General features: G+C 52.2%; 19 protein-coding genes. 8 read left to right on the forward strand and 11 right to left on the reverse strand.

Features of this window, described 5'->3' with window-relative positions:
• Positions 1-22 precede the first annotated feature (22 nt).
• Together H2508_RS03845 and H2508_RS03850 are read left to right on the forward strand one after the other, a co-directional pair.
• A complete protein-coding gene (locus H2508_RS03845; RefSeq protein WP_182169049.1) occupies positions 23-1474 on the forward strand; it encodes a heavy metal sensor histidine kinase in 1452 nt (483 codons plus the stop codon).
• Between the two features lie 1110 nt (positions 1475-2584).
• Positions 2585-2755: a hypothetical protein gene (locus H2508_RS03850; RefSeq protein WP_182169050.1), complete on the forward strand. Its 171-nt coding sequence runs from the start codon at positions 2585-2587 to the stop codon at positions 2753-2755.
• A 518-nt stretch (positions 2756-3273) separates the two neighbouring features.
• Here H2508_RS03850 and H2508_RS03855 read toward each other — a convergent pair.
• Positions 3274-3465: a CsbD family protein gene (locus H2508_RS03855; protein ID WP_220463570.1), complete on the reverse strand. Its 192-nt coding sequence runs from the start codon at positions 3463-3465 to the stop codon at positions 3274-3276.
• Between the two features lie 603 nt (positions 3466-4068).
• Here H2508_RS03855 and H2508_RS03860 point away from each other — a divergent pair.
• The gene (locus H2508_RS03860) at positions 4069-4569 is read left to right on the forward strand and encodes a lipid-binding SYLF domain-containing protein (RefSeq protein WP_220463571.1); all 501 of its coding nucleotides are present in this window, start codon (positions 4069-4071) and stop codon (positions 4567-4569) included.
• Between the two features lie 135 nt (positions 4570-4704).
• On the opposite strand, the gene H2508_RS03865 is transcribed toward H2508_RS03860, so the two are convergent.
• From H2508_RS03865 to H2508_RS03885, 5 genes are all read right to left on the reverse strand, one after another.
• Positions 4705-5970: a cytochrome P450 gene (locus tag H2508_RS03865; RefSeq protein ID WP_182169052.1), complete on the reverse strand. Its 1266-nt coding sequence runs from the start codon at positions 5968-5970 to the stop codon at positions 4705-4707.
• A gap of 119 nt (positions 5971-6089) precedes the next feature.
• A complete protein-coding gene (locus tag H2508_RS03870) occupies positions 6090-7262 on the reverse strand; it encodes an amidohydrolase family protein (protein WP_182169053.1) in 1173 nt (390 codons plus the stop codon).
• 82 nt (positions 7263-7344) lie between these two features.
• Positions 7345-8178, reverse strand: a complete 834-nt coding sequence (locus tag H2508_RS03875) for an enoyl-CoA hydratase-related protein (protein WP_182169054.1) — start codon at positions 8176-8178, stop codon at positions 7345-7347.
• A gap of 89 nt (positions 8179-8267) precedes the next feature.
• On the reverse strand, positions 8268-10001 hold the full coding sequence (locus H2508_RS03880; RefSeq protein WP_182169055.1) for a class I adenylate-forming enzyme family protein: 1734 nt from the start codon (positions 9999-10001) through the stop codon (positions 8268-8270).
• A 43-nt stretch (positions 10002-10044) separates the two neighbouring features.
• Positions 10045-12279, reverse strand: coding sequence for a TonB-dependent receptor (locus H2508_RS03885; RefSeq protein WP_182169056.1), 2235 nt, complete (start codon positions 12277-12279; stop codon positions 10045-10047).
• 467 nt (positions 12280-12746) lie between these two features.
• Between H2508_RS03885 and H2508_RS03890 the strand changes: the two genes are divergently transcribed.
• The 3 genes from H2508_RS03890 (at position 12747) to tmpT (ending at position 14898) form a co-directional block, all read left to right on the forward strand.
• Positions 12747-13592 (forward strand): SDR family NAD(P)-dependent oxidoreductase, encoded by an 846-nt coding sequence (locus H2508_RS03890; RefSeq protein WP_182169057.1) that lies wholly within the window; start codon positions 12747-12749, stop codon positions 13590-13592.
• Positions 13593-13672: 80 nt separating this feature from the next.
• Positions 13673-14212, forward strand: a complete 540-nt coding sequence (locus H2508_RS03895) for a DUF924 family protein (RefSeq protein ID WP_182169058.1) — start codon at positions 13673-13675, stop codon at positions 14210-14212.
• Between the two features lie 47 nt (positions 14213-14259).
• A complete protein-coding gene (gene tmpT / locus H2508_RS03900; RefSeq protein WP_182169059.1) occupies positions 14260-14898 on the forward strand; it encodes a thiopurine S-methyltransferase in 639 nt (212 codons plus the stop codon).
• Positions 14899-14930: 32 nt separating this feature from the next.
• Here tmpT and cydX read toward each other — a convergent pair whose 3' ends face one another.
• From cydX to H2508_RS03925, 5 genes are read right to left on the reverse strand one after another with little or no spacing between them, the layout of a single operon-like run.
• Positions 14931-15077 carry a cytochrome bd-I oxidase subunit CydX gene (gene cydX, locus H2508_RS03905; protein ID WP_182169060.1) on the reverse strand — a complete coding sequence of 49 codons (147 nt, stop codon included), beginning with the start codon at positions 15075-15077 and terminating at the stop codon, positions 14931-14933.
• Positions 15078-15094: 17 nt separating this feature from the next.
• Positions 15095-16255: a cytochrome d ubiquinol oxidase subunit II gene (cydB, locus tag H2508_RS03910; protein WP_182169061.1), complete on the reverse strand. Its 1161-nt coding sequence runs from the start codon at positions 16253-16255 to the stop codon at positions 15095-15097.
• 5 nt (positions 16256-16260) lie between these two features.
• Positions 16261-17874, reverse strand: a complete 1614-nt coding sequence (locus H2508_RS03915) for a cytochrome ubiquinol oxidase subunit I (protein WP_182169062.1) — start codon at positions 17872-17874, stop codon at positions 16261-16263.
• 25 nt (positions 17875-17899) lie between these two features.
• Positions 17900-19498 carry an amino acid ABC transporter ATP-binding/permease protein gene (locus tag H2508_RS03920; protein WP_182169063.1) on the reverse strand — a complete coding sequence of 533 codons (1599 nt, stop codon included), beginning with the start codon at positions 19496-19498 and terminating at the stop codon, positions 17900-17902.
• Positions 19495-21090, reverse strand: coding sequence for an ABC transporter ATP-binding protein/permease (locus H2508_RS03925; RefSeq protein ID WP_220463572.1), 1596 nt, complete (start codon positions 21088-21090; stop codon positions 19495-19497). The genes H2508_RS03920 and H2508_RS03925 overlap by 4 nt, the downstream gene beginning before the upstream one ends.
• A 276-nt stretch (positions 21091-21366) precedes the next feature.
• Between H2508_RS03925 and umuD the strand changes: the two genes are divergently transcribed.
• Both umuD and H2508_RS03935 read left to right on the forward strand, forming a co-directional pair.
• Positions 21367-21798, forward strand: a complete 432-nt coding sequence (gene umuD / locus H2508_RS03930) for a translesion error-prone DNA polymerase V autoproteolytic subunit (protein ID WP_182169064.1) — start codon at positions 21367-21369, stop codon at positions 21796-21798.
• Entirely contained in the window at positions 21786-23039 is a 1254-nt protein-coding gene (locus tag H2508_RS03935; RefSeq protein ID WP_182169065.1) for a Y-family DNA polymerase, read from the forward strand. The genes umuD and H2508_RS03935 overlap by 13 nt, the downstream gene beginning before the upstream one ends.
• The last annotated feature ends 6 nt before the right edge of the window (positions 23040-23045 follow it).

Below are 23045 nucleotides of genomic sequence, written 5' to 3' on the forward strand. Positions count from 1 at the left end.
CCAGTCAGAAGGGTGCACTGGCATGATTGAATCAGTCACATCAGCCTCTAAAACATCGACAGGCCGACGCCCACTCTCACTCACTACTCGGGTGACTGTGTTTGTCGCTTTGGCTATCGGCCTCAGCCTGTTGTTTATCAGCCACTTGATACTAAACGCGGTTCACCATCACTTTGCCGAGCAAGACGCCGAAGAGCTGCAGGTGATGACAAAGGCAATTCAGCGAGTGTTGCTTGCTAACTTAGAAGATTCGACGGATCTTGCTGAGGCCCTGTCCAAAGCTATTTCAGGACATCACGGGGTGTATTTTGAGGTACAGAATCAAGCTGGAAAAATACTCTATACCTCATTTGACGGCGGGGTATCCACCCAGGCGGTGGTTAGCGCAGATGCATCCACTATCGATCCAGCCAAGCTGCTGAGCTGGCGAATGAATGATACGACCTTGCGTGGAGCTGTCAGCCATATCACGGTTGCCGGCCAGGATTTTCGAGTGACGACGGCAATTGACATGGATTTCCATTTGCATTTCTTGAGGGGCTTCCGTCATAGCCTCTGGTTAATCATGTGCCTCGCCGGCTTGGTGACACTGTGCGCGGCCTGGCTCGGAGTGCGGCAGGGGCATGCACCGGTGCGCGAGCTAAGTGAAAATTTACGCACCATTCATGCCGATAGATTATCTGTGCGTCTCGACCCGGCGAATGTGCCGCTGGAGTTACAGTATTTAGTGAAATCGTTCAATTTTATGCTGGGTCGCCTGGAAGAGAGCTTTATCCGCCTAACGAATTTTTCTGCTGATATTGCCCATGAGCTGCGCACACCCCTGACCAATATTATTACCCAGACTCAAGTTGGGTTGAGTAAAGTCCGTAGCAAAGAGGAGTACAGGGAACTCCTGTATTCGAATCTGGAGGAGCAGGAGCGCTTGGCAAAAATGGTCAACGATATGCTCTGGCTGGCCAAGACTGACCGCGGGTTGATCAAGCCTAAGTTTGAGGCCTTGGACTTAGCCACGGAAGTGCAGGCCATACTGGAGTTTTTTGAAGCTTTGGCTGAGGAGGAAAACATCCAGCTGCGATTGCAAGGCCGCGCACCGAAGATATTGGGTGACAGGGCCATGCTTCGCAGGGCAGTGTCTAACTTGCTGTCAAATGCATTACGCTATACGAAATCTGGTGAACAGATAACGGTACAGCTGGCTACAAAAGATAGTGGTGAGGTTGCGTTGTCGGTACAAAATACCGGCTCGGAAATTCCGGCAGAGCTGCAGGGAAAGTTATTTGATCGCTTTTACCGCGCTGATCCAGCGCGAGCTCGACAAAGTGAGGGGGCCGGACTGGGGCTGGCGATTACCAAATCGATTGTCGATGTCCACGGAGGACGGGTACAGGTGTCCAGTGATAAAGAACTCACTAAGTTTATTCTGATTTTCCCGCCAATGGGATATGACTTGCTGCTAGGAATCAATGATTAGCTGCAATATGGGCCTATGCATCCTCAACATGAGAAATCATGGCTTTACTTTCCTGACACAGCAGCATTGAGCCCAAGTATAGAATTTCTGCGATCTATTGTTGGATCTAGCCGCACAACACCGACTCATAAGTATGCGATAGCTCTCATGGTTAGAGATTAGAGCCGCTGATATTAAAATCCTGCGCCTAGAAGCGCATGCATATTCACCCAAAATGCTGCCGCCTTGATCAATGCAAGGGGGATACTTTGATACGCCAAGATTCCCATCAGTGTATTTGGAATGGGCGGTGGGAAGATCGTAAGCCCTTAGTACAGCAATTAGATGCCAGCCAGCCAGACAGCCAGCGCATATGAATAATTCCAGTCATTTCAGCGCTTAACTCATTCTCATATGTCTCAAGGTAAGTGAGAATAGGGCTTAATTCTCATTGAAAATGAGATTTACCACTACAGACAAAGGCTATTGTGGCTATCCCCAGTCTATCCACATGTGCGTATAATATATATTATGTTAAATTAGATGTTTGAGCACATAGTTACACACAGGCTTAGTTATGCCCAAGCCCTACCTGGATACTAATCAGATATCTGGCTCGCCTAAGTGCCTAGGCTAGATAAAAGACAGCTTCAACAGTCAAAGCACTAACACTCGTTCGATCGTGAGCCCCTAGTGCTTACAAAACAGCTTGCTGTAAAGACAACACTGCTAAGGCAGAAAAACTTTCGGCTTGTTATTTGCCAGAGAAATTATCATTTGCAGCAAAGCATTTACTAGAAAGGAATTGCCGACAGAATTTGCAAAATTAATTATTGTGTTTTCTATTCACTGCATAAAAAGAACTATCAGCTCGATAATCAAAGGAACCATCATTGGCTGCGGCTACGGCTACGGCTACGGCACAAGTAAGATAGCTTTTGCAGTAGCGAGTCAGTCTCTATAACAATGCGACAGCAGCCATATCAGTGAGCTCCAATCTATTCTCAATAATCGCCCTTAGGCTCAGACCGCAGGGATCCCTGACTTCCCTGCCCTTATAGCTTTAATAATTTGCTTGAAATCCGGCTACTCAGCCTATTATCTACAGCCGATTTGTAGCCAAGGGATTAGATGTCCACAATAAATATGAACAGCCTGTGGATTACTCGTGGTCAAGGTATGTACAAGGAGCTGCAAGCCGCATGCTTAGTGGCTTCAAGTTTCACTGCTCATATTTTGTACAGTGTGATTATCGACAGTGAATACTTTGACTTTACAGAGATAAATGCTGTTAAAGCTTGACAGTGACCTGCCCTTTTCCGCCGTAGCAGCAGTACTTTTGTTTATTGCTGCTCAACTGAGCCCAGTTTATCCAGAACCTTGCTGACGATGCTGTTGCAGCGCTGGCCAGCAAACTCGTGCACCTCGACACCGACGGAGTCGCTGTATTCCATCAGTCGTTAAAGAGATTTTGGATTCAACTATTGCACAGTTCTCTCGTGCAGAACCCTGCACACTGCATTCATCACCTCGAAGCGGCCTCTTCGTCTAGTCGCAATATAAATGCCCTACTCGCGTTCTAGGCCGATCATAGTGCGCCCCGCTTGTGCACAGGAGTGCGAGTATCTACTTCAGTTCGCTTTGATCTTCAATTGTATTTTTGGCTAGTCAAAAAAAAACCGGCCTAGACAATATTGCCTAGGCCGGTTTCTTAAAGTCTTAGCTATTGATGTACTGACAGATCAGAGCATCAGTTAAGTGATGATGCGAGAAAATAACCTATATTCTCCATATTGCATGTCATCTCAAAGAATTAGGGCTCAGGATTTATCCATCTTATCCTTGATGTCCTTTTTGAGATCGCCGTATTTTCCTTGTGCTTTACCAATGATTTTTTCAAGCTTACCTTTTCCTTCGAGTTTTTCATTACCCACAAGTTCGCCAGTAGCTTCTTTTACCTCACCTTTTACTTCTTTAGCTTTACCCTTTACTTGGTCCTTGTTAATACTCATGTCCTGCTCCTGATATTTTACAGCGGCTAGTTGCGGCGGCTTTGCTATAGGCTTAGCCGAGTGGCGTCGGCAAAAAGACGCTGACTTTCATTAAGCTCAATGCACTATAAGCAATTCTCGGCGGCCCGAGGACAGTCTAAATCCCGTGGCTCAGACACAATATGGCAGTTATTTCCTGCACAGTCTGTGCGCTAGGACACAGATCTGCAGGCCTTGGAGCATGCTGCGACTGCCGAATTCGCTTGAGTTGGCAAGGAGCTAATAATGACTCAAGAACTGATTATTCGCCGTTAGGGTGTCACTGAGGCGGCCAGAGACCTACAGCGCGGCGGCTTTATCCACTACCAAGGCAACTAGGCAAAGTTTTTCTCTGTTTAGTCCTTCCGCTTATATCCGCGATATGTCTGCTAGCGCACGGACTTCTCCTGCCCTGCAGCCTAGTCTTAGTGTCGGCAGCACAGATGTGTGCTTATCAAAGCGTAGGCAATACTCCAACATTTGTTGCTGTAATTGCAAAGCTCACTGAGTAGGAAGGAATAAGAAATGTTCAAAATCCAAAGAACTATAATCAACATCATGATGACAGTGCTTGCAGTCGCCGGAATGAGCGTAGCAAACCTGGCAAATTCAGCTACCGCAGAGGATCTCAATAAGGATTCTATGCAAGCATTGGAGACGCTTTATGAAACCCAATCCGTGGCAGAAACCCTGTCACAAAACGCCAAGGCCGTACTGGTATTCCCCAATATCGTGAAGGCGGGTTTGGTATTTGGTGGTAGCTATGGCGAAGGCGTGTTGCTCGAGGGCTCGAAAGTTCTCGATTATTACAACTCCGTTACGGCATCTTGGGGTCTACAGATTGGTGCGCAGTCCTATGGTTATGTCGTCTTTCTGATGACCGACAAGGCCCTTAACTATCTGAAAGAATCCAATGGCTGGGAGCTTGGTGTGGGCCCAACTCTAGTTGTGGTTGACGAAGGAGTAGCAAAGAATTTGTCGACATCCTCACTGAAAGATGATGCCTATGCTTTCATCTTTAGCCAGCAGGGTCTGATGGCAGGTGTCAGTGTTGAGGGTACCAAAGTTTCCAAGATCGAGCGCTAAACGGGGCCGGCTCCACTGCCCCTTAGGACTTAGCTCTCGGCTTAGTAGCTGAATGAGCTAGCGACATTCACCGGGACCTAGCGCCGCTATAAGCCAAGCGGCGCTAGGCAAAAGCCTGTTAAGCGCAGCAATAGCTCATGCCGCTGGCTCTGGATCAAACTCTATCGGCATGGTCTTCATGGTATGGGCGAAGATATTGCGCATGTAGCTGATATCGCCTACCAACCTCGGATTTCTCAGGCGCGGAATGATTTCCTCAAACATCACCCTCAGTTCCAGCCTTGCCAAAGACGCACCTAAGCAGAAGTGCTCGCCAATACCGAATGAGCGGTGTTGCCTGGACAGGCCTTTCATACGCTTGGCTCGGTGAATATCAAAGACCATGGAGTCATCGCCAAAGACATCTTCGTCATGGTTAACCGAGTGATAGCTGAGGAGCACCTTGTCGCCTTCCTTGATCTGATGGCCATTAAATTCGACATCTTGCATAGCTGTGCGCCGCATGAAAATAAAGGCTGTGTGGAAACGCAGAATCTCCTCGATGGCATCGGGAATATCTTCGGGATGATCAACGAGGTGCTGCAGCTGATCGGGGTGGCTCATCAGTAAGCGTAAACCGTGGCTGATAACGGTTCTGGTTGTCTCATTGCCGCCAACCAATAACAACAGGAACATCCAGGCAAACATTTCGCTGGTGACTTTTTGACCATCTACCTCTCCCTCTAGTAAGGCAGCAGCTACCGTACTGGTGGGATTCTTTTTTTGCTGCTCGGCAATTTCTGCCGCATAGGTCAGCACCTCCATGACCGCCATCTGCCCTTCTTCTGGCGTCGTGGCGGCATCGGGGTCGTCGGCAAATGTCATGGCGTTGGTCAGATCGAGAAAGCGCTGACGGTTGTCTGTTGGCACACCTAACATCTCAAGGATTGTGATCAGGGGTAGCTCTGCTGCTACCTCGTTGACGAACTCACACTCCCCTCTCGAGGCCACTCGATCGACAATCTCTTTAGCATGCTGACGCAGGATGGGCTCCATCTCTGCGACGGCTCGCGGGGTAAAAGCATCACTGACCACTTTGCGGTATTTGATATGGCGCGGCGGATCCATATTGATAATGGAGTTCTCGGCCATAAGCTGAGTGGTCATTTCAGCGATTTCTCGCTCCTCTTCCTTAGGTTCCTGGGGAAAGGGTGTCTTAACTGAGGAGGAAAATATCTGTGGGTTTTTGGAGACAAAATCTAAGGCGTCGCGCTTAACCGCCACCCAGTAAGGGACTCCCGTTAGCGGATCATCCATTTTGACGAGGGAGCCGCGCTCCCGAAAGCGCGACAACAGCTCGTAAGGCACGCCATCCTGATACAACTCTGGATCGGCGAGGTTGGCTAAAGGACATTTACTCATTGTTAACTCCTATCGATAACTTAAACCCGCATATCACTGCGGTCATTATTATTTTCATCATGCACAACACTAGCTATCGATCAGCTCGATATACCTCCGGTTAAAGGCCTGCCCTGCGCTTAGGACAGTAAGCTCATGGCGTTATCGTGCATCACTAGCTTGCGCTCTTCATCGCTAAAGCCTTTTAATTCATGCACAAAATCCAGCGGATTAGGTAGACCTTCCGCATGGGGATAATCAGAGCCAAAGAGGATGCGCTCGGCGCCAATGGTAGACTTCAGCTGCAGCAAATCATCCTCATAGTAAGGCGCTATCCAAACGTGCTCCCGAAGCTGCTCAACTGGGTCGCGCTGGAAGTCTGTGGACATCTGACCATAAGCTTTTTTCAGTTTGGCGATCAATGTCGGCACCCAGTCACTGCCCGACTCGATGGAGGCCACGCGGAGTTTGGGGTGTCGTTCAAATACGCCATGACAGACCAGCGAGGCGATGGTGTCGTGGATAGCGGATGCAGAGAGACAGCCAATCAGAGGATCGGTATCGAAGGCTTTGAACTTGGCATTACCACCCCACATTTCCAGATGTCGACGATAACCGGAGTCACCTGAATGGTAGGCCACGGTGATGCCAGCTTCAGCCACTACCGACCAGAAGCGATCATAGTCTGGATGTCCGGGTGAGCGCCCACCATCTTCACCGTAGGGAATAGGCCCAGGCACCATGGAAATCAGACGCGCACCCCGAGCAATGACAGCCTCGACTTCTTTTACGGCCCACTCGGGGTCCATCAGGCTAATGTAGGGTGCTGCGTAAAGCACATCTTGATAGCTAAAGCCCCAATCCTCTTCTAGCCAGAGGTTAAAACCGCTGAAAGCTGCACAAGCCGCTTCAGGGTCACCGCGCAGAGCTTCTTGCATGCCCACGCCGAGGGTGGGAAACATCATTACACCGCGCAGTCCCTGCTGTTTAATTTGATCGACACGGACATCGCGGTCGCGATAGGCGGGGTTAATCGGTTCAAGTTCACCAAAGAGCTCGACGATGCTCTTGTTCTCTGGGTTATTGCCGCGAAAAAACTCGTCGAGAATACCCGGCTTAGCGACTGGGTCAAAAGTCGGGTTGGGGATAAAGTTATTGATTTTACCGCCCACTAACAGCCGCTTCCGTCCGTTAATCTCAGCCCACTGAATACAGCGGCGCTGCATCTTTTTGTCCACGTGACGGGTAAAGGCATCCTCCGCCTCATAGTAGTGGTGATCTGCATCAAATGGTTTGAAATCGATAGAGGCCATAATCAAATTCCTATTGCTTCAAATATGCCAAGGCCCTTGGGCCACTGGTGAAATAGAGCTTCGCAAGTGAGCTATAAGCGCCCTACTTCTTCGCATTGCTGGTGCGGTAGTCACCGTGAGGCGCATCGCGCTCTTGTAGTTTAGCTGTTAGGTTCTGTTTTGCTTCAGCCATCCATTGCTGGAAACTTTCCTGATTAATACCCAGAGCACAGAGCTCGGTGCCCATGCGGATGGCTGTTCGGAAGCCCTGTGCTTCCATTGCCCGATGCACCAGGCGCTTATTGATCTGCAAGATGTCAGGATTGGTGTGAGTGATTCTCTTGGCGATTCCAATCACATAGTCGTCTAACTGATCTTCAGGTACCGCAGCGTTAGCCCAGCCTAGCTCAACCGCTTGCAGGCCAGTGATTGAGTCACCGGTCAGCATCATTTCCATTGCCGCGCGCATGCCCACGATATGTGCATGGAAATGCATATCGGGCACGCCAAAACGCACTGCTGGATAACCTATTTGGGCATCCTCGGCGCAATAGACCAGATCACAACCGGTGGCTAATTCAGAGCCACCGGCCAGGCAGTAGCCGTGCACCTGAGCAATTACTGGTTTGGCCATATCCCAGATGCTCATCCAGCCATCGGTGACATGACGTGGCCACTGGCTGTCACCTTGAGCGGTAAAAAATGGCAGCTCATGGCCTTCATTACCATTGGCCAAATCATAACCGGCAGAGAAACAGGTACCGGCACCGCGAATAATAGACACCCTGATCTCAGGATCCATATCGTTTTTTTGCAGCTGTTCGAGGATGGCCCCTCGCAGTGGATGAATAAGCGAGTTTCGACTCTTGGGTCGGTTCATGGTTAAGCGAGAAACACCTTCTGCCGGCGTATCTACTATGAGAATGTCATCAGTCATACTTCACTCCAAAATTTTATAATAATTGTATTTAACGAAGGCCACTTAGGCAGACTTAGCCGCTCGGGCAGTTGACAGCTAGCAAGCCTCTATACCTCGACAGTTGCAGAAGTGGCTTGAGCCATGGCGGCATTATTAGCGCCATAATTCTGGGACAGGACATGCTTGAGTATCTTACCGGTCGCATTCCTCGGTAAAGGGCTGTTGGTAAAATGAATGCTCTGGGGCACTTTATAATGAGCGAAACTATCGCTCAGGAGCTGCTGTAAAAGCTCAGCGCTAATATCTGCTCGATCATTTAAACGCACTACGGCAACAGGCACTTCGCCAAAGGCCTGGTCGGCAACGCCAATCACCGCGGCCTCCGCCACGCCCTGTACCTTCTCTAGGGCATGCTCAATTTCAACAGGAAAGATGTTTTCACCACCGCGGATGATGACGTCTTTAGAGCGACCTGTAACATGTACACAGCCGCCCTCATCAATATGTCCTAAGTCGCCACTGGGGAAAAACTCGGGGACGGCTTCATTTCTTCCCCAATAACCACTCATCAGCGTGGGCGTTTTAAGATGTAGTTCACCGCTGACACCCGGGGGCAATTCCTGACCGTTTTCATCCCGCACGCTCAGTTCAACAATCGGATGGACGAAGCCGGCCGCCGTTTTCTTTTGCTGTAAGGCAGCCCCCACAAAGGAGCAGCCGGTCGCGTTAGTCTCTGTCATGCCCCAACCAGCGGCAGGGGCTGCAAAGGCTAATTGATCAGCAATGGTGTCCACCAAACGCTCCGGTGTAGCCGAGCCCGCCACACCAACACTCATCAATGAATCCGTGTTGTGCTGGGCAAACTCAGGGTGGCGCAATAGCTCTTCCAGCATGACCGGTGCACCGCCAAGCAGTGTCACTTGATACTTTTCAATGAGCTTTAAAGCCTTCCCTGCATCCCACTTAGGCATGATCACAATACGAATTTGTGAGCGCAGAGAATTAAGAAAACCAGTGTGTAAACCACTGACGTGGAATAAAGGTAAAGCGAGTAAAACTGTGTGCCTGGGTATCTCCGGCGGCTGTTTGCTACTAGCGGGTTTATCAGTATTAAGCTCTTGGTTCATGAGCGTCATCGCTGCACCCATGACTTCCAAGTTGTACAGTGACTGAGTCACTGCCCGGTGGGTAGAACAAGCGCCCTTTGGAAAGCCCGTCGTCCCCGAGGTATAAAGAATCATCGCCGGATCCTCTGGCCCGACTAGGTTGAGCTCTCGGCTAAAGGGTTGATGAGCAGCTTGGCATAGCTCCTCAAAGCGATAGGCATCTACGGGCCTATCCGAGGCGCCCACGACGGCTAGCTGCAGAGGATAATCAGCCGCTATCGCCTGTAGATGCTGGTATCTTGGTTCATCGCAAAAAGCGAACTTGGCGCCCGAGTCGCGCAGCATATAATCCAGCTCTTGCTGCTTGCACCAGCTGTTTAAGGGTACCGCTATGGCGCCTAAGTCGGTGATAGCTATAAAGGCGACCATCCACTCAGGACAGTTGCGCATGGCTATCGCGACCCGCTCGCCCTTCTCAATGCCAATGTTGTCACGAAGAAAAGCACTGACTGCTGCTGCACCATCTAATAGTCGCTGTCGCGACCAACTATCCTGTTCATAATGGATAAAATCATAATCAGCAGCCTTGGCTGAAGATTCATAGATATCCAATAAAGTCGCAGGAGCGTTGCGATAGAGCTTATGTCTGATGCCAGCTAAGTCCCTCTCCTCAATCTCGTAGGGACCACCTGGCTGAGTGAGAGTCAGCAGGATCTCGTCTAATTTTAACCGCACATTGCTCATAACTTTTAAACCAAATCCTGCTTTCGATAGTTATTTAGAAAAAACGGCGCACTTCTAAAGTCACTGTTCTCTCGCGAAGAACGTTGACTAAACCATCAGTGGTTTGAGCCCGCACTACGCCAGAGCTAATCACTCTCTCGTTGGTCAGGTTGCGCCCCATCAGAGAAATACGCCAGTTCCGATCAGCATCCTCAAAGCCGACACCAGCATTCACTTTCCAGAAGCTATCCTGAATAAAAAGCGGGTCGTTGGTGACGGTCGTGTGGAAATCGTCGCTCCAGGTCGTATCGATCGAAATATCCATATTGGCACCATTGGCCAGTGGGTAATCAAAGTAAGCACTGAGACCAAAGGTATATTCAGGCGCTCGGGGCAGACTCTTGCCATTTATGTTTTGCAGTTGTGTGTCTGGGTTACAGCCCTGCTGTTCAGTTTGGAACAAGTAACACTCGACAAAGAAGTCTTGGTAGCTACCATCGTTATAGGTGGCATTACCGCGTATGTTCAGATGCTGGCTCGCCTGCCATCCGATACCCACTTCCACCCCAATCGTCTCGGCGCCGTCGGCATTAGTAACGACAAATGAAGCGGTATCGGGTTGATAGAGGTTTACTTGCGTATCCGTAAAGTCATAGGCGAAAGCGATGACATCTAGGCTCATGCGTTGATCAAAGAAAAAGCCCTTATAGCCTATCTCGAAGCCGTCGACAGTTTCTTCATCAAACAAGTAGTCAGCCAACTCATCATCGGCATTAGGCATACTGGTGATGGATATACCACCTGGCTTAAAGCCCTCTTTATAAGAGGCGAAAGCTGTCGAGCCGTTATCAAAGGTCCACTGCAGAGTAGCCGCTGATGACCAGTTGTCGGTCTTAACCTTCGGGTTAACTGCCCAGCCCGCCGGTTTCCACAGGTTGAGGCCAATAATGTCAAACCAGCCGTTGACAAAATGAAGCTCTCGGATCACGTCTAAGTCGACTTCGGTGTAACGAGTACCGATAGAAAAGGTCAGTGCTTCGTTAATATCCCAGGTCAACTCACCATATACGGAGACTGTCTCTTCCTCAGATTTGGTGCGACTCGTGGTCGAGTTATGGCTACCGGTGACAGGGTCCGGCAGGTTTAAGAACAGCTGTGCATCGGCGTATCGCTCTAGGTCCGTTGAGGAATAGATACCGCCAAAGAGGTAATTTAAACCATTATCAAAATTACTCGAAACCCGTAGCTCTTGGGAAATCGTCTCATATTTATGCTTTTTCATATGCACCGAGATAAGACCCTGAGAGGCTGCCAAACCGGTCTCATACTTCTCGGAGTAACTGCCGTAGCCAGTAATAGCTGCTATATCCCAGTTGTCATTTAGCTCCCAGTCAACAACCAGAGAGTTGGTCCAGAACTCCCAATCCCCATACACTTTGTTGGCATAATCAAGTCCGGGTGGCGCCGGGTAAACCGAAACTTTATTATCGATTTTACAGTTGTCGGTCATCTCATAAGCAGCGCCAAGCACTCGCAAGTCAGAAGGTATCCCAGTAATTTCTGTGCCACCTAGAGCAGGCCCTCTACAGAAGACGGCCTGAGTCCTAGTGCCGGGGCCATCATCACTGACTTCTGAATACTGAGACTTAAATGTCACATTCAAGTTATCGGCAACTGCCCAAGCCAAGCCGCCGCGAACAATCACTTCTTTAGAAGCGTCCCAATCCTCACCGGCAAATGGAGGCGCCTCATTTTTTAACCAACCATCAGACTCCGACCACTTGAGGGCAAGTCGTCCATTCAAGTTATCCAGTAATGGCCCCGAAACCACGGCTTCGACATAGTCTTGTTTAGCTGAAAACTCATGCCCCACAGCAATATTGCTCTCAAATTCAGGGGTGGGGTCATTGGTATGAATAACGATTGCACCGGCAACAGTAGACTTGCCGAAATACATCGCTTGAGGGCCCTTCAAAATCTCAACACTGCCGATATCGAGGTAGGAAGGAATAATGAACTCTGCGCGATCATAGAACACATTATCAACCTCCAAACCGACCGATTGCGCAAAACCGGGGTTGGTGGTGTCAGCACTGATACCGCGTATAGACAGCGAAGGCTGAGTGCCCTCTCGGCTCATCATCACACCGCCACCAGCTAAGGCGCTGACATCCTCCACGGACTGAATGCCATAGCGCTGCAGCTTTTCGCCATCCAGTACCATGACCGAGATGGGCGCTGACTGCAGCGACTCCACCTTGCGGCGGGCCGTCACTAGAACCTCTTCCAATCGAAGCGACTCTTCAGCATGTACCGTTACTGCAAGTGGAGGTGCAGCAAGGCATAGCGGCAGTATAGAAGCACTGCATAAAGAACGAATTTCAAATAATCTAGATCTCATTGTTATATTTCCCAGATTGCAGGTTTCATTCGTAAATCAATAATTGATTAAAGCGTCTTACTAAACTCAGATACTCCTATCTACCCAACTCTGAAGTTGATGGTCTTGCTATAAAAACAGGGGCTTTTTTCGCCCCATTAAGCTAATCCTGATCTCCATACTATATAAATTGAAACATGTGTCAATTATTCATTATTAAGTGATTAAAGCCCCTTAGACACTGTAATATAGCCACTATCAGCGTAAAGCTAGCGGCAAAATAGACTGCTGGGTATAACTGAGTATGCTCGTCCGCAGACAGGCCATTGTTGGCTCTCTGCCCTAGCCCAAAATCAATAATAAAAGGATCTCAGATCATGAATGGCTTTTTAGGCAAACACGCCTTAATCACCGGCGGATCAGGTGGCATAGGCGCGGCCACTGCCCGGCAATTCTTAAGCGATGGCGCCTCAGTCAGCTTACTTAGCAGAGGCCTCGATGCCCTTGAGCGCACCGAAGAGAGCTTGCGCAATGAATTTGGTGAGCGAGCACAAATCCAAGTGCTAGCCGGCGACGCCTTAAATGCTCAGGATATGAAACAGGCGCTGCAGTCGGCTCATGACTTTGCCGGACGCTTAGATATCTGCGTTTCTACGGTTGGCGGCGGGGCCATTCGGCCACTGCTCATGCATGATGAAAATAGCTTTATGGATGAGCTAAGGCTTAATATCCAGAGTGCCTTTTTGATCTTGAAATACGCCACGCCGCTAATGAAAAGCAAAGGCGGTTCGATTGTCTGCGTATCCTCAGATGCAGCAAAACTTGTTTTCCCCTGGCTGCCAGCTTACACAACGGCCAAGTCAGGACTGGAGGGCCTAGTGAGGGCGGCAGCGGAAGAGCTATCGCCGTTTAAAATTCGTGTGAATGCGGTTCGCCCGGGGCTCACCCGTACCGAAGCGACCCAAAGCTTATTTGAAAATGACGCGATATATAAGAAATTTGCCGAGGAAAAACCCCTCGGTCGTCTAGGCGAACCGGAAGATATTGCCCACGGTATTCGCTATCTATCTGGCCCTGAATCAAGCTGGGTCACTGGACAAAGCTTTGCTATCGAAGGCGGCAATGAACTCAGAAAAGCTCCCGATATGGCGCTGATGGTCGAACATATCTTTGGCGAAGAAGCCTTCGAGCAGGTTAAAAAAGGTGAGCTACCTTTCGGTTAAAAACTTCTTAAGCCATCAGACAGTTGGAATAAACAGGGCTAATGCTAAGCTCAGTAAAACATTGGCAAAAGGAGACCCTGATGTACCAGCAAGTATTAGATTTTTGGTTTAAAGAAGCCGGCCCATCCACCTGGTTTGACAAAAATCTCGCCTTCGATGAAATGCTCAGTGAACGTTTTTCAGAGCTGCTGAAGCGAGCCGCCGCTGCAGAGTTTTATACTTGGCGCAGTAGCTTCGAGGGCCGTCTCGCTGAAATCATTGTTCTGGATCAGTTTTCCCGCAATATCTACCGCAACAGCCCCAGTGCTTTTGCTCAGGATCCGATGGCTTTAACCCTCGCTCAGGAAGCAGTGGCGGCGGGCGCACTCGACAAGCTCAGCAGCCTCGATGAGCGGAAATTCCTGCTAATGCCCTATATGCACAGTGAATCGAAGCTCATTCACCAACAAGCGGAGCTCCTATTCAAGGACTACACTGACGAACAAACCCTCAGCTATGAGATTAGACACAAGGTCATCATTGATCGCTTTGGCCGCTACCCGCATCGCAATGACATTCTGCGCCGCCCCTCCAGCGCCGAAGAAATAGAATTTTTAAAGCAGCCAAATTCCTCTTTTTAACCTAGGCTAAATATAGCCTCCATAACTTTGGAGTTGGGTGCACAGTGATGAACGAAGAATTTTGGCATGAAAAGTGGGCCAAGAATGAAATTGGCTTTCATGAAAAAGATGGCAACCGCTTACTCAGCGAGCACTTACATCAGCTCGCTTTGCAGCCGGGGCAGCGCATACTGCTGCCCCTCTGTGGTAAAACCCGCGATATCGCTAGGCTGCTAGCACAGGGCTACCAAGTCGTGGGGATTGAATTAAGTGAGCTGGCAATCGAGCAGCTTTTTGAAGAGCTTGAGATTAAAGCCAAGATCGCCCAAGCAGGCGAGCTGTCGATTTACAGCGCTGACAGTATCGATATTTTTGTCGGCAATATCTTCTCGGTCGATGAAAACACTCTGGGGCATGTTGATGCCATTTACGACAGAGCCGCTTTGGTCGCTCTGCCAGAAGTATTGCGCATGGAATACGTCGACCACTTAGCGAGGATCGCTCATCAGGCAGCGCAACTGCTCATTACCTTTGAATACGATCAAAAGGCAATGGATGGCCCGCCCTTCTCGATCACTCAGGCAGCGATCAAGCAGTACTATGGCGATGCCTATCAGATAGAGCACATTGCCAGCGAAGCCGTATCGGGCAAGCTCAAAGGCCTAGTGGAAGCCAGCGAGGATGTCTGGCTACTTAAGCCTCGCTAAAAGGGCAGCTCGCTAAAAGCTTCGCTGCCCAGTCATTGCCCTGACTGTGACTTATCCTGCTGCTCGCGCACTGCATTCTGCGCCATCAGGCGATCACTCTGCATTTCTAACCACATGGCGTTAATAACTGCGAACATCGCTGCTAAGGGCAGGCCTAGTATCCAAGCGAAATACCACATTGCTTAATCCCTTATAATCAGTAAGCGGAGTGAGAGTCGGTGACATCGGCTTCCGTCACCTTGCCCCAGAGCACACGGTAAACCCATGCCGTGTAAGCCAGAATGATGGGCATGAAGATGGCCGTTGACACCAGCATCACAAAGAGGGTTTGGTGTGAGGAGGAGCTATCCCAGACCGTCAGGGAAGAGCGCGGGTCCAGTGAAGACGGCAATAGGAAAGGAAACATCGTCAAACCGACCGAGGAAATTGTGCCCAGAATGCCCAACTTAGACCACAGCAAGGTCGATCCCTCGCGCCCTGCCCTCAGTCCCAGCACGGTCATTGTCATACCCAGCAAGCCCAGTAACGGCGCCACAGCGGCCCAAGGGCGCTCACTGTAAGTGCTCAGCCAAGAGTCACTGCGCACTACCTCACTGTACAAGGGGTTGGAGGGGCCATTGGCCACCACCTCTCCAACTAAGGCATAGCCTTCAATGCCTGTGGCCAGCCAGATCCCGGCCAGCACATAGCCAGCAATCATCAATAAACCAGAAACTGTGCCAAAGCGACGGGAGCGCTCTGCCACTACGCCCTCAGCCTTAAAAGACAACCACGCCGCACCATGAGTGACCAACATGGCGAGTGATACCAAGCCGGTCAGCAGTGCAAAGGGGTTCAGCAGACCGGCAAATTTCGCGTAAAAAGCCCCTTCATAGCGGGAGAATAAATCCGCGGTGAGCTCAAAGGGCACTCCCTGCAAGACATTGCCCACCGCCACGCCGAATATCAAAGCTGGCACCGCGCCGCCGATAAACAGGCACCAGTCCCAACTTGAGCGCCAGCGCGGGTCCTCGCGCTTAGAGCGATATTTAAAGGCCACTGGGCGCAAGATCAGCGCCGCCAAAACCGTAAACATCGCCAGGTAAAAGCCCGAGAAACTCACCGCGTAGAGCGGCGGCCAAGCGGCAAAAATGGCACCGCCGCCGAGGATAAACCAGACCTGGTTACCCTCCCACACCGGACCCACGGTGTTAATCACTACGCGGCGCTCGACATCGGTTTTGCCGACAAAAGGCAGCAGCGCGCCCACGCCCATGTCAAAGCCATCGGTCATAGCAAAGCCGATCAACAGCAAGCCCAGCAGTGCCCACCAAATCACCCGCAACACATCGTAGCTGATCAATTCATGCAGAATCATAAGCCTTACTCCCTTAATGCTTGAGTCTGGTGGCTCAAGTCTTGATTACCACTGAGCATCTGTTGGTGCTGGATATTCCACAAGCGGGTCTCTTCAACATCTTCAAAGGGCCCTTTGCGAATGTACTTCAGCATTAAAGCGACTTCGATAATCAGCAGTACTGTGTAAAAGACCACATAGCCAATCAGCGTCAGCAGCAAATCCATCACTGACAAGTGACTCACCGACAGCGCCGTCGGCAGCACCCCATCAACCGTCCAGGGTTGGCGGCCGTACTCGGCCACAAACCAGCCTAACTCGGCGGCAATCCAAGGTGCTGGAATGATAAATACCGCCAAGCGCAAGGCCCAGCGCGGATAAACTTGCTGGCGGAAGCTCGAGCGCCAGAAAAAGTAAGCCATCACAATAATAAAGCTAAAGCCCAGCGCCACCATCAGCCGGAAGGCCCAAAACAGCGGGAACACTCGCGGCAAAGTATCCTCAGTAGCTTGCATGATCTGCGCTTCGCTGGCTTCGCGCGGATCCTCTACATAGCGTTTTAGCAAGAAGGCATAACCTAAATCGGCGCTGTGTGCTTCAAAAGTCGCACGCACTTCAGGGCTGCTCTGTTGACGCTGCTCACGAATTGTCATCAGCGCATCGTAGGCGATGATGCCGGAGCGAATCCGCCCTTCAGATTTGTCCAGTAAGTCGTTAATGCCCGGTATTTCTGTGGTCAGCGAACGGGTGCCGATCAAGCCCATGGCAAAGGGAATATGCACGGCATATTTAGTTTCCCGCGCTTCTTGGTCAGGCAGACCAAAGAGGGTGAAAGATGCCGGTGCCGGTTCGGTCTCCCACATCCCTTCCATGGCCGCGAGTTTCATCTGCTGACTATGAGTGGTGGCATAACCTGATTCATCACCCAAGACCACCACCGACAGCGCAGAGGCCAGACCAAAGGATGCTGCCACGGTAATGGAGCGGCGCGCCAGCTCTTCGTGGCGCCCTTTAAGTAAGTACCAAGCCGACACTCCTAGTACAAAGACCGAAGCTGTGACATAGCCTGCGGACACCGTGTGCACAAACTTGGCCTGGGCAACGCTGTTGAACATCACGTCGAAAAAGCTGGTCATCTCCATGCGCATGGTCTCGGGATTAAACTCCGCGCCGACCGGGTTTTGCATCCAGCCATTGGCGATCAGAATCCACAGCGCGGAAAAGTTGGAGCCAATTGCTACCAACCAAGCAACGACCAAGTGCGCGATTTTGCTGAGCTTGTCCCAGCCAAAGAAAAACAAACCAACGAAGGTTGCCTCGAGGAAGAAGGCCATCAAGCCCTCTAGGGCCAGCGGGGCACCAAAGATGTCCCCGACGTAGTGGCTAAAGTAGGACCAGTTCATGCCGAACTGGAATTCCATAGTGATACCGGTCGCCACGCCTAGGGCAAAGTTAATACCAAAGAGGAGGCCCCAGAACTTGGTCATCTGGCGCCAGATCGGCCGATCGGTCATCACATAGACCGTCTCCATGATCGCCACAATGACCGACAAACCTAGCGTCAGCGGCACAAACAGAAAATGATACATAGCCGTTAAGGCAAATTGCAGGCGCGATAACTCAACGATATCGAGATCCATTCCCTACTCTCCTACTTGTCGCTAGCTATAAAGCTAAGTGCCGCTCAAAAATTGGGTGATCCACAAAGCGGTGTAAATTCGCCACTATCGCTGTATCTGGCAGAGCGGCGCGGATACCCCGCAGCACGCGGTCGGCGGTCTCGGCATCCAAACCTTCGCTGGGCTCATCCAGTAACAGTAACTGAGGCCGTTTTAGTATTGCCCTGGCCAGCGCCAATCGACGCGCCTGTCCACCGGACAGACCCGCCCCGCCCTCGCCCAAACGCGCATCTAAGCCGCCGCGTTCGGCAATCACTTGATCTAAGGCCACAACTTGCAGTGCCGCCCACAGCGCTTCGTCGCTGGCATCTTGGGCAAGCTGTAGATTCTCTCTAATGGTCCCGGCAATCAATGCACTGCGCTGCGGAACCATACATACAATACGCCGCAGTTCGCTGTCTGGCCACTGCTGCGGCGGCCGGCCCAGGACGGTGATGCCCTCGCTGTCGAGCAAGCCAGCAATTTGCAGCATCAAGCTCGTTTTACCGCTACCGCTAGACCCAGTTATAGCAAGGCTGTCACCGGCTTCAAGACGCCATGTCGTAGAGGATACTTCGAGCTCCAATAGAGCTGAGTTTAACACATGGGAAGGCGCTTTTAAGGCTGTTTCCGCGCTGCGCGCTGCGCCGCCGGCAATACGCTGGGCAGCGCCGTACATGCGACCAAAATCGGCAAAACCGCGCCGCAAAGGCGGTAGGGCTTCAGCCAAAGCTAATGCCACAAAGACCCCAATAGCCGCTAGCGCTGGGCCAGTGCCGCCGGCATTGACTAAGCGCTCGCCAAAGAACAAGGCCAAAACGCTCACCCCAGCGACCAGTAGCGACAGCAACAAGCCCGCGCCCCGCTCCTGCCGATCCAGTGCCTGGGCTGAGTGCCTCGTTTGAGCATCAAGCGCTAAGAGCTCTGCTTCACGCTCAGCCAGCCCTGCCGATAGGATCAGCGAGTGGCGGTGCCGAATCGTATCGATCAGCGCACGTCGCAAGCTTTGCTGCTGCAGCTCCAACTCGGCCGAGGGCGATTGAGTCCTGCGGGCCAGGCAGTAAAGAATGATCAGCGCCAGCGGCACATAGCCCAGCAGTACTGCAGTCGCAAGGCTCCAAGTGACCAGCCAGGCCAGCGCCAAAAACACCGCCAGATGTGTCAGCACGGCTGCAATACCCGGCAATAATAGCCGCAGCAAAAGACCGTCGAGTGCATCCACGTCCGACACAATGCGGGTCAGCACGGCCTCACTGCGCAAACTGGCCAAGACCTTAGCACCCTGCTGTGCCTGACGGCGCAGCAACATCACCCGCAGCGCGGCCAAGGCCCGCAAAGTGGCATCGTGGGTCAATACACGCTCGCCGTAGCGCGCTGCGGTGCGCCCCAGCGCCAGGAAGCGAACACCAGCCGAAGGACGAAACACATCAAATGCGATACCAATACCGGCTATGCCGGCCATAGCCGTCGCCGTAATAAACCAGCCCGACAAACCCAGCAGGGCAATGCCCATCAACAAGGTAAGCACTGACAGCACCGCCCCGCGCAACAGGGTCTTGGGCGCCGAGGCCACCAGCAAAGCGATAACTGAGATCAGGGCCTTCATGGGGCCACCTCGATAGCGCGGTCCATCGCCGCCGCCAAAGCGGGGTCGTGTGTGGCCACTAGCAGGCTGTGGCCCTGCTCTTGCAGCCGCAGTAAAGCGCGAATTACTGCTGCTGCGCTCTCTGGGTCTAAGTCTGCGGTCGGCTCATCGGCAATAATTAATTCACGCCCGCTGAGTATCGCCCGGGCGATCATCAAGCGCCGCGCCTCGCCCCCAGATACCCCGCCGCCACTTTCACCTAAGCGGGTCTGCAAAGCATCCGCTAAACCAGTCACCACCGCCTCCGCTTCGGCCATCCTCAGCGCCGGCCAAGGGTCAAGACCTCGGCCTTCCGGGTCGAGCCACTCAGCTAAACTTTGGTCAGGAAACTGCGGTGTCTGGGGAATCAGCGCAATACGGGCGCGCCAAGCATCGGCATTGCTATCACTCAAAGCTTGGCCACACACCATGAGCCTGCCTTCTTTTAAGGGCAGCAGGCCGGCTATACAAGCCAGGGTGGTACTTTTGCCCGCCCCACTTGGCCCCATCAAGGCCAGTGACTGTCCAGCACTCAAAGCTAAGTCAGGTAGTGCTAGCGCCTTGCCGGGCAGTGCTGCGACGGCAGCGGCTAAATCAATGCTCAGAGGCCCCTCTAAGGGCTGCGCTGCGTTGCCGCTGCCGACAAAAGCCACTCGCTCGGCTGCATCTAAGTCTTCGAGCTCACTGGCCACCGATAAACCCGCCGCACGATCGTGCCAAGCCGCCGCCAAATCCCGCAAGGGCTGAAAAAATTCTGGGGCAATCAGCAAAATAAAGAGGCCTTCTGCCAAGCCCAAAGTATTGCCCCAGGTGCCAAAGTTGATCGCGCCCAATAGCGTAAAACCGACAAACACCGCCAGCATCGCCACGCCGATAGCACTGAATAACTCCAGCACTGCCGAGGATAGAAAAGCAATGCGCAGAACGGCCATAGTCTTTAGCCGCAGGCCCTCAGCGCGCTCACTGAAGTCCCCAAGGGCTCGGTCGACGGCACCCAACAGGCGAATATCAAGCATGGCTGAGAGGCGCTCCATCAGCATCGCGTTCATTGAGCCGATCTCATCCATTTGCTTGCGCGATGCGCTTTCCGCCGCCATCCCCACCAAGACCATAAAAACAGGGATCAAAGGCCCCGCTATCAGGAGAATCAGCGCCGCCACCCAGGATAGCCAAAAGCACAGCGCCGCCAATACCAGGGGGATGACCGCCACGCGCACCATGGCAATGTAATAGCGAGTAATCCAAGGCTGCAACAGGGGCAGCTTTTGCACCATCAGCGCGGCAATTTCAGCGGAGCTATGCGCCGACCGGGCCCGCGCTTCGCGCTGAATTAAGGCGCTGCGCTCCCGGGTAATGGTGATATCGGCGGCCTTAAACAGATAGCCACCGGCGCAGTAATCTAGCACTGCACGCAGCAGTGCCGCAGCTGCGAACACCAGCAGCGCCACCGCGCTATGCTCGCTGCTGCCCTCGACCCAAGCGGCCACTACCCAGGCCACCGCCGCCGCTTGCAGCGGCCACATCAGCCCGGCAATAAGGCTCAGCGCACTGGCGATGCCTAAGTAAGAGGACACTGGGGCAATAATCCGACGGCTTGCCCGCTGTTGCGGCTTAATAGATCGCTCCTTTTGCTCTGGGTAATCGTACCACTAGGATTAGCAGGGCCACCTAGGGCGGCGCCTACACTAATACCAGAAGCAAGGGGCCGGGCCCAGCCTTGCCAGGCGCCGCTAGCCGCTAAATCTCAGTTGGTATCACTGCCGATACTGCCTCAGGACTTCGCAGCCCTTGTCTACAGGACTATTTCCATGGATACTGTATGAATATACAGTTTTGAATTGATAGCTACCATGAGCATAGAGCGAATAGCCGACTTTGAAGCCCGGCTCGATGTATCCGCGCCCTACTTCCGTCACCGTGTGCCGGCGGGCTTTCCGAGCCCCGCTGATGACTATATGGACGGTAAGCTCGATCTCAACGAGCATTTAATTCAGCACCCCGCTGCGACCTTTTTTTGTCGCGTGAGCGGCGAGTCGATGCGGGATATTGGCATTTTCGACGGCGACTTACTGATCGTGGACCGAGCTGTTAAAGCTTCGCATGGCGCTGTGGTCTTAGCTGCCGTAGACGGGGAGCTAACCTGCAAGGTATTAGATTACCACCAGCAGCGTTTACTGTCGGCCAACGCCAACTACCCTCCCCTTGCCATCCACAGTGAGCTAAGCTTAGTGATAGAGGGCGTTGTCACCCATTCCATTCGCAATCATCGATGTTCGCGCTAGTCGACTGCAACGCTTTTTATGCCTCCTGTGAGCAGGTTTTTCGCCCCGACTTGCGCGGCAAAGCGCTGGTGGTGTTAAGCAATAACGACGGCTGTATTGTCGCTCGCTCAAAAGAAGCCAAAGCACTGGGCATTCCGGATCTGCAGCCCTATTTTAAAATTAAGGGGCTACTGCAAGCCCATCAAGTGCAGGTGTTTTCTTCCAACTATCCGCTCTACGGCGATCTCTCCCAGCGTGTCATGGACACCCTGAGCAACTTCGCTCCAGAGATTGAAATCTATAGCATTGATGAGATGTTTCTGCGCCTCGATGGCTTGCCAGATCAGAGCAAAGTCTTTGCTCAATCGATTCGGGATACGGTCTGGCAGCACGTTCGCATACCGGTCGGTGTCGGTATCGCCCCCACTAAAACACTGTCTAAATTAGCCAGCAAAGCTGCCAAAAAAATCCCCAGCTGTCAGGGCGTCTGTGTACTGGATGCGCCACACAAATGGCAGTGGCTGCTCAAGCGCGCAGCCCTCACTGAGGTCTGGGGAGTGGGCAGCAAAATGGCGCAGCGTTTGGCTGCACTGAATATCCACTCGGCCTGGGATTTGGCCGCGGCCAACCCCAAAATAGTGCGCCAGCACAGCTCTGTCGATATGGAAAAAACCATCGAGGAGTTGAACGGTCGTGTGTGTTACGAGCTGGAAGAATTTCCGGCGGCCAAGCAGCAAATTTACTGCAGCCGTTCCTTTGGCGCCCCGCTCCATAGCCTGCAGCCAATTCAGGAGGCGCTGACACTCTATACCACTCGCGCCGTAGAAAAGTTGCGCGCCCAGCACAGCCAAGTGTTGACTCTCAAGGTGTTTATCCACAGCTCGCCATTCAAAGGCAACTACCACAGCGCCCAGCGCGTGCTGCAACTGCCCTACCCAAGTGACGATCTGCGGCTGATCAACAAAGCGGCCCTGCAAGGCCTGGCCAGTATTTACCAAGCCGGTCACGCCTACACCAAAGCCGGTATCGGGCTGATCGAGATCTTGGATAAAAGCCAGCAACAATTGGACTTGTTACAGGGCGGCCAGGGACACCGAGCCGACCGTCTTATGGATGCCTTGGACGCGATTAACTCGCGTCACGGCAAAGGCACGGTATTTTTAGCCTCCCAAGGCACTTCAGCCACCTGGAAAATGCGCAAGGACTTCGTCTCGCCAGCTTATACCACCAGCTGGCGAGAGCTACCTCGAGTGATCGCCTGAGGCTGG

The organism is Sediminihaliea albiluteola, assembly GCF_014077625.1.
GTDB classification, from domain to species: domain Bacteria; phylum Pseudomonadota; class Gammaproteobacteria; order Pseudomonadales; family Halieaceae; genus Sediminihaliea; species Sediminihaliea albiluteola.